General features: G+C 68.7%; 17 protein-coding genes and 1 pseudogene. 7 read left to right on the top strand and 11 right to left on the bottom strand.

All coding sequences use genetic code 11. From position 1 onward, the window contains the following. The first annotated feature begins 26 nt into the window (after window positions 1-26). On the top strand, window positions 27-530 hold the full coding sequence (locus ACSQ2H_RS17565; RefSeq protein ID WP_436062672.1) for a YbjN domain-containing protein: 504 nt from the start codon (window positions 27-29) through the stop codon (window positions 528-530). A gap of 73 nt (window positions 531-603) precedes the next feature. Then, window positions 604-1,398, top strand: a complete 795-nt coding sequence (gene proC / locus ACSQ2H_RS17560; protein WP_436062671.1) for a pyrroline-5-carboxylate reductase — start codon at window positions 604-606, stop codon at window positions 1,396-1,398. Window positions 1,399-1,531: 133 nt separating this feature from the next. Here the strand turns inward: proC and ACSQ2H_RS17555 are convergent, their stop codons facing one another. The 4 genes from ACSQ2H_RS17555 to ACSQ2H_RS17540 all read right to left on the bottom strand — a co-directional run bounded on the left by ACSQ2H_RS17555 (window position 1,532) and on the right by ACSQ2H_RS17540 (window position 4,642). Further along, window positions 1,532-1,954, bottom strand: a complete 423-nt coding sequence (locus tag ACSQ2H_RS17555; protein ID WP_436062670.1) for a DUF2147 domain-containing protein — start codon at window positions 1,952-1,954, stop codon at window positions 1,532-1,534. A gap of 54 nt (window positions 1,955-2,008) precedes the next feature. After that, on the bottom strand, window positions 2,009-3,361 hold the full coding sequence (locus ACSQ2H_RS17550; RefSeq protein WP_436062669.1) for an ATP-binding protein: 1,353 nt from the start codon (window positions 3,359-3,361) through the stop codon (window positions 2,009-2,011). Window positions 3,362-3,518: 157 nt separating this feature from the next. Then, window positions 3,519-4,226, bottom strand: coding sequence for a response regulator (locus tag ACSQ2H_RS17545; protein WP_436062668.1), 708 nt, complete (start codon window positions 4,224-4,226; stop codon window positions 3,519-3,521). Next, a complete protein-coding gene (locus tag ACSQ2H_RS17540) occupies window positions 4,226-4,642 on the bottom strand; it encodes a MarR family winged helix-turn-helix transcriptional regulator (protein ID WP_436062667.1) in 417 nt (138 codons plus the stop codon). The genes ACSQ2H_RS17545 and ACSQ2H_RS17540 overlap by 1 nt, the downstream gene beginning before the upstream one ends. A gap of 141 nt (window positions 4,643-4,783) precedes the next feature. On the opposite strand from ACSQ2H_RS17540, the gene ACSQ2H_RS17535 reads away from it, so the two are divergent. Further along, on the top strand, window positions 4,784-5,671 hold the full coding sequence (locus ACSQ2H_RS17535; RefSeq protein ID WP_436062666.1) for a branched-chain amino acid aminotransferase: 888 nt from the start codon (window positions 4,784-4,786) through the stop codon (window positions 5,669-5,671). A 306-nt stretch (window positions 5,672-5,977) separates the two neighbouring features. Here ACSQ2H_RS17535 and ACSQ2H_RS17530 read toward each other — a convergent pair whose 3' ends face one another. The 5 genes from ACSQ2H_RS17530 to ACSQ2H_RS17510 all read right to left on the bottom strand — a co-directional run bounded on the left by ACSQ2H_RS17530 (window position 5,978) and on the right by ACSQ2H_RS17510 (window position 8,347). Then, entirely contained in the window at window positions 5,978-6,376 is a 399-nt protein-coding gene (locus ACSQ2H_RS17530) for a DUF4870 family protein (RefSeq protein WP_436062665.1), read from the bottom strand. Between the two features lie 95 nt (window positions 6,377-6,471). Continuing rightward, the gene (locus ACSQ2H_RS17525; protein WP_436062664.1) at window positions 6,472-6,948 is read right to left on the bottom strand and encodes a hypothetical protein; all 477 of its coding nucleotides are present in this window, start codon (window positions 6,946-6,948) and stop codon (window positions 6,472-6,474) included. Continuing rightward, window positions 6,948-7,295: a dihydroneopterin aldolase gene (gene folB / locus ACSQ2H_RS17520; RefSeq protein ID WP_436062663.1), complete on the bottom strand. Its 348-nt coding sequence runs from the start codon at window positions 7,293-7,295 to the stop codon at window positions 6,948-6,950. Before folB ends, ACSQ2H_RS17525 begins: the two co-directional genes overlap by 1 nt. Window positions 7,296-7,390: 95 nt before the next feature. Then, the gene (locus ACSQ2H_RS17515; RefSeq protein ID WP_436062662.1) at window positions 7,391-8,125 is read right to left on the bottom strand and encodes an SDR family oxidoreductase; all 735 of its coding nucleotides are present in this window, start codon (window positions 8,123-8,125) and stop codon (window positions 7,391-7,393) included. Between the two features lie 9 nt (window positions 8,126-8,134). Next, window positions 8,135-8,347, bottom strand: coding sequence for a hypothetical protein (locus tag ACSQ2H_RS17510; protein WP_436062661.1), 213 nt, complete (start codon window positions 8,345-8,347; stop codon window positions 8,135-8,137). A gap of 4 nt (window positions 8,348-8,351) precedes the next feature. Between ACSQ2H_RS17510 and ACSQ2H_RS17505 the strand changes: the two genes are divergently transcribed. Beyond that, on the top strand, window positions 8,352-8,660 hold the full coding sequence (locus ACSQ2H_RS17505) for a hypothetical protein (RefSeq protein ID WP_436062660.1): 309 nt from the start codon (window positions 8,352-8,354) through the stop codon (window positions 8,658-8,660). 8 nt (window positions 8,661-8,668) lie between these two features. Here ACSQ2H_RS17505 and ACSQ2H_RS17500 read toward each other — a convergent pair whose 3' ends face one another. Both ACSQ2H_RS17500 and ACSQ2H_RS17495 read right to left on the bottom strand, forming a co-directional pair. Further along, window positions 8,669-9,211 (bottom strand): hypothetical protein, encoded by a 543-nt coding sequence (locus tag ACSQ2H_RS17500; protein ID WP_436062659.1) that lies wholly within the window; start codon window positions 9,209-9,211, stop codon window positions 8,669-8,671. Window positions 9,212-9,264: 53 nt separating this feature from the next. Continuing rightward, window positions 9,265-9,804: a porin family protein gene (locus ACSQ2H_RS17495; protein WP_436062658.1), complete on the bottom strand. Its 540-nt coding sequence runs from the start codon at window positions 9,802-9,804 to the stop codon at window positions 9,265-9,267. A gap of 131 nt (window positions 9,805-9,935) precedes the next feature. Here ACSQ2H_RS17495 and ACSQ2H_RS17490 point away from each other — a divergent pair, with 131 nt between their 5' ends. From ACSQ2H_RS17490 to ACSQ2H_RS17480, 3 genes and pseudogenes are all read left to right on the top strand, one after another. Next, window positions 9,936-10,886 carry an SMP-30/gluconolactonase/LRE family protein gene (locus tag ACSQ2H_RS17490; RefSeq protein ID WP_436062657.1) on the top strand — a complete coding sequence of 317 codons (951 nt, stop codon included), beginning with the start codon at window positions 9,936-9,938 and terminating at the stop codon, window positions 10,884-10,886. 122 nt (window positions 10,887-11,008) lie between these two features. Then, window positions 11,009-12,448, top strand: coding sequence for an aldehyde dehydrogenase family protein (locus tag ACSQ2H_RS17485; RefSeq protein WP_436062656.1), 1,440 nt, complete (start codon window positions 11,009-11,011; stop codon window positions 12,446-12,448). Between the two features lie 105 nt (window positions 12,449-12,553). Then, window positions 12,554-13,615, top strand: a pseudogene (locus tag ACSQ2H_RS17480) (AMP-binding protein); the annotation flags it as partial. Window positions 13,616-13,759: the final 144 nt, after the last annotated feature.

The raw sequence follows: 13,759 nt of genomic DNA, 5'->3' as shown, positions 1-13,759 counted from the left end.
CCCTCTGCGAAAGGACCTCTGGTCTAATGGATACGCCCCAGCCTGAAGAAGACGTCCTGGTCACGCTCGACCCGCTAGACGTGGTCGAGCATGTGCTGACGGCCGAAAACCTGCAGTTCGATCGCACCGAAGACGGTGACCTTGCCTTCGCCCTCACCGGCGACTGGAAGGACTACGAGCTGTGGTTCGCGTGGCGTCCCGAAGCGGACTGCCTGCAGCTTTGCCTCTCGGTCGACCTGAAGGCCACGCCCGAGCAGAAAACCGCCGCCTACGAACTGATGGCGACGCTCAACCAGCGCGTCTGGCTGGGCCACTTCGAGGTCTGGGACGACGGCGAGATCATCTTCCGCCACTCGATGGCGCTGATGACCGGCGAACGTCCGAGCCTGGCCCAGGCTGCAGCGATGATCGACGTAGCGATGGAGGCGGCCGACCGCTTCTATCCGGCGTTCGACTTCCTGGTGCGCGGGTCGAAGTCGGCGGCCGACGCCGTGGCCGCCTGCATGTTCGAGACCGTCGGCGAGGCCTAGGCGCAGCCGGACTTAACCACTAGAGCGTGATGGCCGCCGAAAGCCGTTCGGCCATCACGTTCGAGGACTTCCGATGACGCCAATCCTGATGCTGGGCGCCGGCCGCATGGGCGGGGCGCTGATCGAGGGCTGGCGGATGGCCGGCGCGTTCCAGGCCAGCGACCTGATCATCCGCGAACCGCACGCCAATCCGACGCTGGAGACGGCCAAGGCGGCCGGCGCGCAGATCAATCCCCCCGATGCAGAGTTGGCGCAGGCGAAGACCGTGCTGCTGGCGGTCAAGCCGCAGCTGTGGCGCGAGGCGGCGGCGCAGGTCGCCGAGCACCTGGCGCCCGATGCGGTGATCGTCTCCATCGCCGCCGGCGTGCGCAGCGCCGACATCTCCCAGGCGTTCGGCGGCAAGGCCGTGGCGCGGATCATGCCGACCACGGCGGTCGCGGTCTGCCAGGGCACCGCCAGCATCTACGCGGCCGATCCTGAAGCCAAGGCGCGGGCCCATGCGCTGTTCGCGCCGGTCGGTGCGGTGGTGGACGTCGCCGACGAGGAACTGATGCACGCGGCGACCGGGGTCTCCGGTTCGGCCCCGGCCTATCTCTACGCCTTCGTCGAGGCGCTGGAGGCGGCGGGCGCGGCGGCCGGGCTGCCGGCCGCGGACTCCGCGCGGCTGGCCCGCTCGACCATCGCCGGGGCCGCGGCGCTGATGGCGCGCAGCGGCGAGGAGCCGGCCGAGCTGCGCAAGCAGGTCACCTCGCCGGGCGGCACGACCCAGGCGGCGCTCGACGTGCTGCTGGGGGAGAACGGCTTCCCCGACCTGCTGCGCGAGGCGGTGGCGGCCGCGACGCGGCGCTCGAAGGAACTCGGCGGGTAGGAACCCGATCCTCCCCTCTTGGGGGAGGTGGCGTCCCGCAGGGACGACGGAGGGGGGACTGCTCTTCCAGTCAAAGTCCCCCTCAGTCCGCCTGGGCGGACAGCTCCCCCAGAGGGGGAGCATCCAATCGGCTTCAGCTCGTGCGCTTCCAGGTCTGGGCCTGGCAGACGACGGCGACGCAGCCCTCGACCTTAAGGGTCCCGTCCGGATTGGCGCTGATCTTCGAACCGTAGGTCTTGCCCGAGTTGGGATCGTAGATCTTGCCGCCGGTCCACTTGCCGGGGCCGGCCGACTTGAAGTCGCGGATCATCAGCATGCCCAGGATCGGGCGGCTGCGCAGCGAGGCGTCGGGATTGTTGGCGTCCTTGGCCCCGGCGGTCTTCAGCCAGGCGACTTGGCCGCACATCTTGGTCTTGTCGCCCGCGCAAGGCGCGACCTTGACCTTGGCGGTCCCGGCCTGGACCAGCCAGAGCCCTTCGACCGGATCGGCGGCCAGGGCGGGCGAAGCGATCGCGGCGGCCAGGGCGGTCGCGGCGGCTAGGCGGGCTAGGATCATCGGGGGTTCCTCCTGGCGCAATCTCGGCGTGCGGCGGAGACTGGCCGAACCCGGTTATCCAGGCAACCTGACAATCGCCCTGAGGCCGCCCATCGGGGAACGGTCGAGGGTGATGTCGCCGCCATGGCTGCGGGCCACGTCGCGGGCGATGGCCAGGCCCAGCCCGACGCCCTTCTCGTTCTGGTTCCGCGATTCATCGAGGCGGTTGAAGGCCTTGAAGGCGTCCTCGTAGCGGTCCTGCGGGATGCCCGGGCCGTCGTCATCGACGATGATCTCTACCCCGCCCGAGGCGCGCGCCGCAGCGAGGACCTCGACCGTCTCGCCGTGGGCGGCGGCGTTCATCACCAGGTTGGACAGCGCCCGCTTCAGCGCGTTGGGCCGCACGGAGGCCAGCAGGTCCGGATCGGCGGCGACGTGCACCTTGGCGCCCGCCCGCAAGGCCCCTTCGCTGACCTCGTCGATCAGCGACTTGAGGTGGACGGTTTCGACGGCCTCGCCGCCCTCGCCGCGGGCGAAGGCGAGGTACTCGTCGATCATGTGCTCCATCTCGGCCAGGTCGCGCTTCATCTCGCCGGTGCGCGGGCCAGGATCGGCCAGGGCCAGCTCCAGCTTAAGGCGGGTCAAGGGCGTGCGCAGGTCGTGGCTGACGCTGGCCAGCAGGGCGGTGCGCTGGTCGATATGGCGCTGGATGCGCGACTTCATGGCCAGGAAGGCCTGGGCGGCCTGGCGCACCTCGCGCGCGCCGCTGGGCTTGAAGGTCGGGGCGTCGACGCCCTTGCCGAAGGCGTCGGCGGCGCTGGCCAGCCGCTCGATGGTGCGGGTCTGGTTGCGGATGAACAGGATGGCGATGGCGGTCAGCAGGATCGTCGCCATGGCCAGCCAAAGCACGAAGATATGGCCCTGGGTGGCGAAGGCGCGGTCGCGTGGGGCGAGGATGCGAATGACGCCCTGGTCGACCTTCACGCGGATGTCGACATAGGCCGGGTAGCGCGTGGTGTCGAACCAGTAGGGGGCGTCCAGCCGCTGACTGAGGGCGCGGTCGATGGCCCGGTCGACGACGGCGAAGGCGTTGGTGCGCCGGCCGTGGGGCAGCTCGCGGCCCGGCTGCAGGGCGATGGAGAGGTTCAGCGACTTCTCGGCCCGCTCGGCGATCGTGGACATGGTCTGCGGGCTGGGATCGTCCTGATAGCTCTCGACCGCCCAGGCGACCTCGCCGGCCAGGCCGTCGGAGAGGCGGCTGGTGACGGTCTGCCAGTGGGCGTCGAAGAAGATCCAGGTCACCGCGATCTGCATCAGTGCGACCGGCAGGACGATGATCAGCAGCGAGCGGCCGAACAGCGAGGTCGGCAGGCTGCGCTTGATCAGCCGCTGCACCAGGCGCGGTTCGAGGCGGCGGGGGAGTTTCACTGGAGTTCCTCCCCTGCGTAGCGGGGGAGGGGGACCGCGCGCCTGCGCGGTGGAGGGGGCGTGACTGAGCTCGGAGCGGGCGGCCGCCCCCTCCACCATCCTGCTGATGGTCCCCCTCCCCCGTGTACGGGGGAGGAAAAGAGGTGGGCGGCAGCCATCAATCAGGCGCCAGCAGGTATCCGACGCCGCGCACCGTCTGGAGGTAGCGCGGGGTCTTGGGGTCGCTTTCGATCTTGCGGCGCAGCCGCGTGACCTGGACGTCGACGGCGCGGCCGGAGGGGTCGACCGTCTCGCGGGCCAGCTCCAGCCGGTCGACCGGCTCGTGCGGGCTGCGGGCCAGGCGCTTGAGGAGGGCGACTTCGGCTTCGGTGAGGCGCACCGGCACGCCGCCGCGGCTGAGTTCGCCACGCTCCAGGTCGAACGCGCAGGCGCCCAGCGACAGGCTGCCGTTGGCGCCGCCGGCCGGGCGCTGGTCGGCGCGGCGCAGGATCGCCTCGATGCGCAGCAGCAGCTCCTCCGGCTCGAACGGCTTGCCCAGATAGTCGTCGGCCCCGAGCTTGAGGCCCTCGATGCGGTCTTCGGCCAGGCCGCGGGCGGTCAGCATCAGCACCGGCGTGCGGCCGGCCGCGCCCTTGCGCTCGCGCAGCCAGCGGACCAGCGAAAACCCGTCTTCGCCCGGCATCATCACGTCGAAGACCGCGAGGTCGAAGTCGATGGTCTCGATCAGGCTGCGCGCCTGGGCGCCGCCCGGCGCCGAGGTGACGCGGAAGCCGTTGCGGGTCAGGTACTGCTTGAGCAGGTCGCGGATGCGGTCGTCGTCGTCGACGACGAGCAGGTGACGTTCGGCAGTCTCGACCGCGGCCATCAGGCGCCTCCGCTCTTCATCCGTCCGCCGGCCAGGGCCGACAGGATCTGCCTGGCGCCGGCCACGCCGTCCAGGCCGCCCACCCGATAGGACCGGGCGAGCTGGGCGCGCAAGCGTTCTGAGATGCGGTCCTCGAAGGCGGCGCCGGCTTCGGTCAGGCTGACGGCGCGGCGTCGGCCGTCGAGATCGCCGGCGATCTTCTCGGCCAGACCCTTGGCCTCAAGGTCGGCGACGATGCGGCTGGCGGCCTGTTTGGACAGGCTGGTCAGGTGGGCCAACTCCTGCACCCCGACCCCCGGCCGGCGCTTGAGCAGAAAGGCCGCGCGCCAGTGCGAGCGGCCGAGGCCGAGGCCGGTTTCGGCCTCCAGGCCAGCGTCGACACCGGCCCATAGCGCGGCCTCGGCGAGCAACAGCATTTCGAGCCCGCCATCCAGCTCTTCGTCTCGCAGAATGAGCCTTGGATCGGCTGCGACCATTACACTTTGAAACCCATTTTGTTTGACGTGGGGGGCGGGGGAGTCTGTAAGAGGGCCGTATTGAAAGGAGGACTTTCCCTCATGTCTCTAGTGCCCTTTGACGATCGCGACGGATGGATCTGGCTGGACGGCCAGTTCGTGCCCTGGCGCGAGGCGAAGGTGCACGTACTGACGCATGGCCTCCATTACGCCTCGGCGGTGTTCGAAGGCGAGCGGATGTACGGGGGAGAGATCTACAAGCTGCGTGAACATACCGAGCGTCTGTTCAAGTCGGCCGAGATGCTGGACTTCGAAATCCCCTTCACGGTGGAGGAGATCGACCAGGCCTGCAAGGACACCTGCGCCAAGAACGGCCTGACCGACGCCTATCTGCGCCCGATCGCCTGGCGCGGTTCGGAGATGATCGGGGTCTCGGCCCAGAACACCAAGATCCACGTCGCCATCGCGGTGTGGGACTGGCCGAGCTACTTCAGCCCGGAAGAACGCGCCAAGGGCATCCGCCTGACCTGGGCCAAGTACAAGCGCCCGTCGCCGGAGACCGAGCCGGTCCACGCCAAGGCCACCGGCCTCTACATGATCTGCACCATCTCCAAGCACGCCGCGGAGAAGGCCGGCTACACCGACGCGATGATGCTCGACTACCGCGGCTACATCGCCGAGAGCACCGGCTCGAACGTGTTCTTCGTCAAGGACGGCGCGCTGCACACCCCGACCCCGGACTGCTTCCTGAACGGGATCACCCGCCAGTCGGTGATCGCGCTGGCCAAGTCCAAGGGCGTCGAGGTGATCGAGCGTCACATCAAGCCGGAAGAGCTGGCCGGCTTCACCGAGTGCTTCGTGGTCGGCACCGCGGCCGAAGTGACTCCGGTCGGCGAGATCGGCGAGTATCGGTTCACGCCGGGCGCGCTGTCGCTGGGCCTGGCCGACGACTATGCGCGCATGGTGCGCCGCGAGGCCGTGCCGGCGTAAGCCGCGCCACGACCGCAAAGACAAGTTCGCCGCCCGGAGCAGTCCGGGCGGTGTTTTTGTTTCGAGTTTCGAAGAATGGGGATGGGGGGATCCGCCCTCCAGCCGCCTCTGGACCGTCGCTCGCGCTCCCCGCTGCAGCGCCAGACCCAGGTTGGCTACGAACCCCCCCGCGCCGTCGCCCCCCATGGCGTCGACGAGAGCCGATGCTGCCAAAGCGGGGGGAAGGGGTCTAGTGCCGGGGGGCCACAGGCAGCGCGCGACGAGAGCCGCGCCGCCCTTTCGAGCGGCGCGGCGCCGTGACTGCCGTCAAATCAGCCAAGTGTTCGGCCGCGGATATGCCTGGTCCTGCGAGATGTAGACGAGGCCGATGATGCAGCGGATCGCGAACCAGACGCCGACCGCGCCCCAGAGGAAGAGGAACAGCATCAGGAACGGGATGCCGATCAGCACCAGCGAGAGCACGGCGCTGATCCCAATGAGCAGGCCCAGCGACAGGAAGATCGCCAAGCCGATCCAGAAGGTCCTGATCTGAAAGTCGTAGTGGGTCCGCATGCGCGGGCCGGCCTTGTCGAGGTTGATGTAGGCCACCACCAATCCAACCAGGATGGTCAGGCCGTTCACCAGGCCAAGCAGGTAGAGGCCGTAGACCACTGCCGGCAGGACGCGGTCCTCGGTCGTCACAACGGTGGTTTCGGTTTGGCTCAATTCAGTCTCCCAAGCGAAGTATCTGAACGAGATGTGGCCCCGTTCAGCGCGAATGCCAGCTTAATTCGCGTTCATGTCGCTTGGATGCAGGGCGACTACCGATTTTTCGGCCGCAGCCAGGGCAGGACCGCCGCGCCGAGGATCACCACGAACACCAGCCGCGCGGCCAGGGCGACGCCCAGCAGCCAGGCCCCGGCGACGCCGGCGGCGAGCAGCAGGGCGAGCGCGCCGACCGCCATCAGGCCCATGATCCAGAGCACCGCCTCGGTGTTGGGCGAGGGGCGGCGGATCGGGCGCTCGGGCGCGGCGCTCGACAAGGCGGACAGGAACGCCTCGAAGCTCTCGCCCTGGTCGCGGGGGCGCAGGGCGTCGCCATAACTGAGTGCGGGGATGGTCAAGCGGCGGCGCTGGAACTGCAGCACTGCGCCGCGGCCCGCGCGGGTGACGCCGCGCAGTTCGGCCAGCGGAAACCGGCGCTCACGGCCGGTGCGGCGCTCGACGATGGCGGATTTCTCGATCGTCCAGACGGTTTCGCCCTGCAGCGGCGAGAGGCGCGCGGCGTAGCTGGCCATCAGCCCCGGACGACGGTGATCTCGACCCCGGCGGCGGCGGCGTGCGGCGCCAGCGCTTGCGGCTTCTCTACCCGCACGCGGGCGCGCATCACACGAGGATCGGCCAGGCAGGCGCGGGCCAGACGCTCGGCGAAGTCCTCGACCAGCTGGATGTGGCCGGCCGCGGCGATGGCGCGCGCCGACTCCCCGATCGTCTCGTAGTTGACGGTGTCGGCCAGGCGGGTGGCGCCGGCGGTCGGGACGTCGAGTTCGACATCGACGATCAGCGGCTGGGACATGCCCTTCTCGTGAGCGTAGACCCCGATCTCGGCTTCGACCTTGAGGCCGGTGACGAACACCTTGGTCATGACCACGCGCCCCTGCGGCTCAGGCGACGGGGCCTCGGGCGAACTCTGCTGAAGCGATGGAAGAACCAAGTGGGCTCCGTTCCGGGGAAGCGGCTCTAGGCCAGGTGCTGGCCCGCGTCGACGGCGATCATCTGGCCCGTCACTGACCTTGCGTCAATGAGGTACCGCAGCGCATGGCCGATCTCGACCGGATCGACCGGGTGGCGCAGCAGGGTGGCGGCGACCTCGTCGTCGAAATCGCTGCCCTCTTGATGGATGGACGGCAGGGTCGGGCCCGGGCCGATGCCGTTGACGCGGATGCGCGGGGCCAGCTCCTGGGCCAGCATCTGGGTGGCGGCCCAGAGCGCGCTCTTGGACAGCGAATAGCTGAAGAAGTCGGGCCCCGGCGCGAACACCCGCTGGTCGAGGATGTTGACGATCTGGCCGGTGCGGCCGGCCGGCAGCCGGCGGGCGAAGGCCTGGGCGAGCACCAGCGGCGCGCGCAGGTTGGTTTCCAGATGCGCGTCCCAGGAGGCGCGGTTCATGCTGGCGAAGGCGTCGCTCTCAAATACCGAGGCGCAGTTGACCAGCAGGGTCACCGGGCCGAGCTCGCTCTCGGCGGCGCCGACCAGCGGGGCGGTGGAGCCCTCGTCGCGCAGGTCGCAGGCGTGCAGCGAGGCCTTGCGGCCGCGGGCGCGTACGTCAGCCGCGGCGGCCTCGGCGTCGTCGTCTATGGTCCGAACGTGGATGGCGACATCGAAGCCCGCGTCGGCAGCGGCCTGGGTCAGGACCCGGCCGATCCTGCGCGAACCCCCAGTGATGAGGGCTGCGCCGCGAGCGGTGTCAGCCAAGGCGTCGCCTTAGTCGAGCCGGCCGAACTCGAAGTAGTTCAGGCCGCCGATGACGACGATGAAGGCAAGGATGGTCAGGATCGCGGTCATGGGAAGCTCCGGCGTTGCCCGTCCGGCTTTAGAGCGGGCGCGGCCGGATCGCAAGGGGCGGGAACCGGACGGCGCTTCGGGCTTTGCTTTAGCGGGGCGTCGCCCTGCGGCTTCGCCCGACGGCAGGAGCAAATTTATGATCAAAGACCAGGAGTCCTTCGAGGCGGCCCTTCAGCGGGTGGCGGACCTTCTGGAGCACCCCCCTGCGGACGGCAGCCGGGAGGACCACGAGTTCTTCCAGCTGCTGCACGACATCGAGCTCTTCCATCCGACCGCGCTCAGCGCCCCGCCGGACAGCAACTTCGCCCAGCTTGGCCGCGACGCGCAGGCGCTGATGACGCGGGCCAACGACTTCCAGGCTAAACGCGAGGCGCGCGAGAAGCAGGAAAAGTGGATGACGTTCCCCGAGGACGGCGAGGGCATCGGCCCGACGACCGGCGTGTGATCGTCGGCCTAGGCCAGGGCTGGAATCAGCAGCGTCACGATCATAACGGCCATCACCACGCCCAGGACGATCAGCAGGACGTCGCCGGCCGGTAGCGCCAGCCGCGGCCCCGGTCCTGGCGGGGGCGACGGAGCTCTGGCGCTGGGAGCTGTGCGCCCTCGCAAGCCAAGCAGGTGCACGACACCGGCTGTGCCTAGCGCGGCCACTACGCCGATGGCGGTGAATGGCAGCCAGGCTAGGACATCTGCCGACTGTATGTTGACGAGCGCCCCAGCGGCGCTGGCCATCCCTCCTGTGACGGCGCAGGTCGGCAGGAAGGCCGGTCGAGGCCACTTGGCGATTGCGATGTTGGCCATAACGCCCGTGGCGGCGGCGGGGACTGCGCCCATCGGATATCCCCCAGCGAGAAGGAGGAGCCCCGGCGCCCTGGTCAGCAGCATGAACGGCGCGAGCGGAAGCAGCGCGATCGCTGCGCCGATCAGCGGCCCGACGACGACGAAGACGGCCAGGACCGCCAAGGGTCGATGCGGCGTGCGTACGATCTCTTCCATGTCGCGGAGGTTGCGAGGCTGGGATTTACGTCCTCCTAAGGCGGGCGACCGCCTCAGAACCTGCGCACATAGGCCGCCGCCCAGGCGTCGGCGGCGTCTCTGCCGCCGAACTCGTGACGGGTGTAGTCGACCCTGACGCCGTTGGGGCCGGCGAAGAAGTACTGCGCGCCGACTCCGAAGCTGAAGGCGTCCCTCGTCCGGTCTTCGTCCAAGGACTGGCCGAAGTAGCTGACCTTGAGGTTCAGCTTGGCGCGGCCGAAGCCTAGCCGGGCGAAGACCTCGGCGTTCTCGGACAGCGGCAGGACGCCGACGGCGTAGACGCCGACCTGGCCCTTGAGCCTCTCGGTCCCGTCGTAGTCTGCGATGTACGGCTGGTAGATTCGGTCGTCGTCGACGCCGAAGCCGAGCTCGCCTTCGATCCCGAGGTGTGGGGTCAGGCGCGCGCCCAGCCGGCCCTGGACCGCACCCAGGCTGGTGTCGAGCTGCTTGGTCTCGAACTGTGCGTAGCCGAGGGAGCCGTAGAAATCTGCAGCGTGAGCCGAGCCGGCGACGGCGAACGCAGCGATGAGCAGCGGCAGTCGAGCAAATTTCATGAACGCCCCCTAATGGCGAATTTCTATTTTGACGCACCTTATGAGGGTGTCGTTGGGGCGGAAAGATGTCGCTCGCCTTGCTCAACCGCATCCGTGCGGGTCAAGCTGGCGAAAACGCCGGAGGAGACGCCATGCCGCTATCGCCCATCGCGCCGGGCGACCTGACCAAGGTCGCCGTGGGAATAGACCGTCCCGAGGACGTCGTGGTCGGGCCGGACGGCCGGGTCTTCGCCTCGGATCACCAGTGTGCGGTGGCCGAGATTTTCCCCGACGGGTCGTTCAAGCGGATGGGGCCCAAGGGCGGGGCGCCGAACGGGATCAACATGGACCGCCAGGGGCGGGTGCTGATCGCCAACTTCGGCATCTATGACCGTGAGGATGGGCCGCTGCAGCGGTTCGATCCGGCGAGCGGCGAGCACGAGACGCTGCTGACCGAGGTGGGCGGCCGGCGACTGACCAGCGCCAACTATCCGGTGATGGATCGGGCCGGGAACATCTGGTGCGCCAACTCCACCCACGCCGAGACCTGGCCGCAGGCGCTGGACGGGCGCACCGACGGCTTCATCTTCGTGCTGCGGCCGGACGGGTCGAGTCAGGTCGTGGCCGAGGGGCTGAAGTTCCCGAACGGCATGGCCCTGTCGGCGGACGAGCGCTACCTGTTCTGCGCCCAGACCAGCGGCGCGGATGTCATGCGCTTCCCGATCCACGAGGGCGGGACATTGGGCGCTGGCGGCCGCTACGGTCCCGTGCTGGGCAAGCTGCAGGCGCCGGAGGCGCCGGGCGTCGACCACAACGAGCTCGGCTATACGGACGGCGTCGGCCTGGACGCTGAGGGCAACCTCTGGGTTTGCCTGCCGGCCGCCAACAAGGTGGTGGCGATCACGCCCGAACTGGAGGTCGTGACCGTGATTCACGATCCCTCGGGCGAGGTCGTGAACCACCCGACCAACATCACCTGGGGCGGCCCGGATCTGAAGGACCTTTACATCGGCTCGATCCGGGCCGGTTATGTCCTGAAGGGCCGTAGCCCGGTTGCGGGACAGCCGCATGTGCACCAATTGGAGGGGCAGGTTTCGGCCTGAATCCTTCAGGGTTAGAAGGTTGCCTCTTCCACAGTGATCATTGATCACTAAAATGCTTGTTTGAAGCCGTCGGGGGATCTCGTCGGCGCTCCAAATCCAACGAACGCCTCCGGGAGGACGTCATGCGCGAGTACCTGCAGTTCTACATCGACGGTCAGTGGGTCGATCCGGTCGAACCCAAGACGCTCGACGTCATCAACCCGGCGACCGAGAAGGTCGCGGGCAAGATCTCCCTCGGCTCCGCGGCCGACGTGGACAAGGCCGTCAAGGCCGCTCGCAAGGCGTTCGCGACCTGGTCGCAGACCAGCCGCGAAGAGCGCCTGGACGTCCTGAACCGCATCCTCGCCGAGTACCAGAAGCGCTTCGGCGACCTGGCCACCGCGGTCACCGAGGAAATGGGCGCCCCGGCCAGCCTGGCGCAGCGCGCGCAAGTTCCGATCGGCATGGGCCACCTGGGCACCGCCGCCGCCGTGCTGAAGGACTTCAAGTTTGAAGAAGACCGCGGCCCGACGATGATCGTCAAAGAGCCGATCGGCGTCTGCGGCTTCATCACCCCCTGGAACTGGCCGCTGAACCAGATCGTCTGCAAGGTGGCCCCGGCCATCGCGACCGGCTGCACCATGGTGCTGAAGCCGTCGGAAGTGGCGCCGTTCACCGGCCACATCTTCGCTGAGATCATGCATGCCGCCGGCGTGCCGGCCGGCGTGTTCAACCTGGTCCAAGGCGACGGCGTCGGCGTCGGCGTACCGCTCTCGAGCCACCCGGAAGTCGACCTGATCTCGTTCACCGGTTCGACCCGCGCCGGCATCGAAGTGGCCAAGAACGCCGCTCCGACCGTCAAGCGCGTGGCCCAGGAACTGGGCGGCAAGAGCCCGAACATCGTCCTCGACGACGACGCCTTCGCCAAGGGCGTGGGCCGCGGCGTGGCCACGGTGATGAACAACTCGGGTCAGTCCTGCAACGCCCCGACCCGCATGCTGGTCCCGCAGCAGCGCATGGATGAAGCGATCGCCGTCGCCAAGGAAGCGGCCGCCCAGGTCACCGTCGGCGACCCGAACGGCAACAGCCTGCTCGGCCCGGTGGTTTCCGAGGTGCAGTTCAACAAGATCCAGAAGCTGATCCAGTCGGGCATCGACGAGGGCGCGACCCTGGTCGCCGGCGGCGTCGGCCGTCCGGAAGGCCTGGACACCGGCTACTATGTGAAGCCGACCGTGTTCGCCAACGTGACCCCGGAGATGACCATCTCGAAGGAAGAGATCTTCGGCCCGGTGCTGTCGATCCTCGGCTACGAGAGCGTCGACCAGGCGATCCAGATCGGCAACGACACCGAGTACGGCCTGGCCGCTTACGTCCAGGCGGCCGACCTCGCCAAGGCGCGTGAAGTGGCTTCCAAGCTGCGCGCCGGCCAGGTGTCGATCAACGGCGGCGGCGGCGACCTGATGGCGCCGTTCGGCGGCTACAAGATGAGCGGCAACGGGCGCGAGTGGGGCGATTTCGCCTTCAACGAGTTCCTCGAAGTGAAGGCCGTTCTCGGCTACGCGCCGAAGGAAGCCGCCGAGTAAGGCTTTCAAATCGCGAAGGCTTTTGCGGGCCGGCAGGACGATGGTCTTGCCGGCCCGCTTGCTAAGGGATCATCCTCTCCGAAAAGAAGAGAGGAGGGAGGAGCGATGTCCCAGGACATCCGATGCGTGGCCGACATCGCGCGCCACCACGCGCGCGTACGACCCGCCGAGACCGCGATCTGGTTCGAAGGCGCGGTCACGACCTATGGCGAACTGGACCGGCTTTCGTCGCAGTGCGCCCAGGCGCTGATCGCCGCCGGCGTGACGCCGGGCGAGCGGGTCGGGGTGCTGACCAAGGGCTCAGACACGTTCTTCGTGCTCTGGCTGGGCTGCCTGAAGGCCGGCGCCTGCCTGACCCCCGTCAACTGGCGGCTGGCCCCGCCTGAGATCGCCTTCGTGCTCAAGGACGCCGGCTGCCGGCTGGTGGTGACGGGCGCCGATTTCGCGCCGGTGCTCGAGAAGATCGCCGGCGATCTGCCGGCCCTGCAGACGCTGGTGCAGATCGAGGCCGGCCATGCGCAATGGCCCGGATTCGCCGACTGGATCGGCAGGTATCCGGCCCTCGACCCGCAGCTGCCTGCCGCTGAAGACGACGACGTCATCCAGCTCTACACCTCGGGGACCACGGGGCTGCCCAAGGGCGTGCAACTGACCGAGCGCAACTACGCCACCGTGTTCGAGTCCGCGACCCAGCAGTGGGCGCAGTTCGCGCCGGGCATGGCGGTGCTGGTGGCGATGCCGCTGTTCCATGTGGCCGGGGCCAACCTCGGCATCCTGACGCTGCTGCAGGGCGCCAAGGCCATCGTGCTGCGCGAACCCGACCCCGGCGTGATCCTCAAGATGATCGAGCAGCACGCGATCGAGCACGCCTTCCTGGTGCCGGCGCTGATCAACATGATCCTCCAGCGCCCGGAGGTCGGGCAGACCGACCTGTCGAGCGTGCGCAACATCTATTACGGCGCCTCGCCGATCTCCGAGGAGGTGCTGAAGCGGGCGCAGGCGACGTTCCCGGCCCAGTTCACCCAGCTCTACGGCCTGACCGAGACGATCGGCGGCGGCACCAACCTGCCGCCCGAGGCGCACGACCCGGCGCGCGGCAAGCTGCGCTCGTGCGGCATCGCGTCGGCGGGCTTCGAGGTGCGGGTGCGCCTCGAGGACCGCGACGCCGCGCCGTACGAGGTCGGCGAGATCGAGATCCGCTCGCCCGGGGTGATGAAGGGCTACTGGAACCGGGCCGAGGACCGCTCAGGCGATCTGCCCCGAGGGCTGGTTCCGCAGCGGCGATGCCGGCTACTTCGACGACGACGGCTA

This window comes from Phenylobacterium sp. LjRoot97 (assembly GCF_964254345.1).
GTDB lineage: Bacteria > Pseudomonadota > Alphaproteobacteria > Caulobacterales > Caulobacteraceae > Phenylobacterium.
This window is presented reverse-complemented; position numbering and strand designations above follow the sequence as displayed.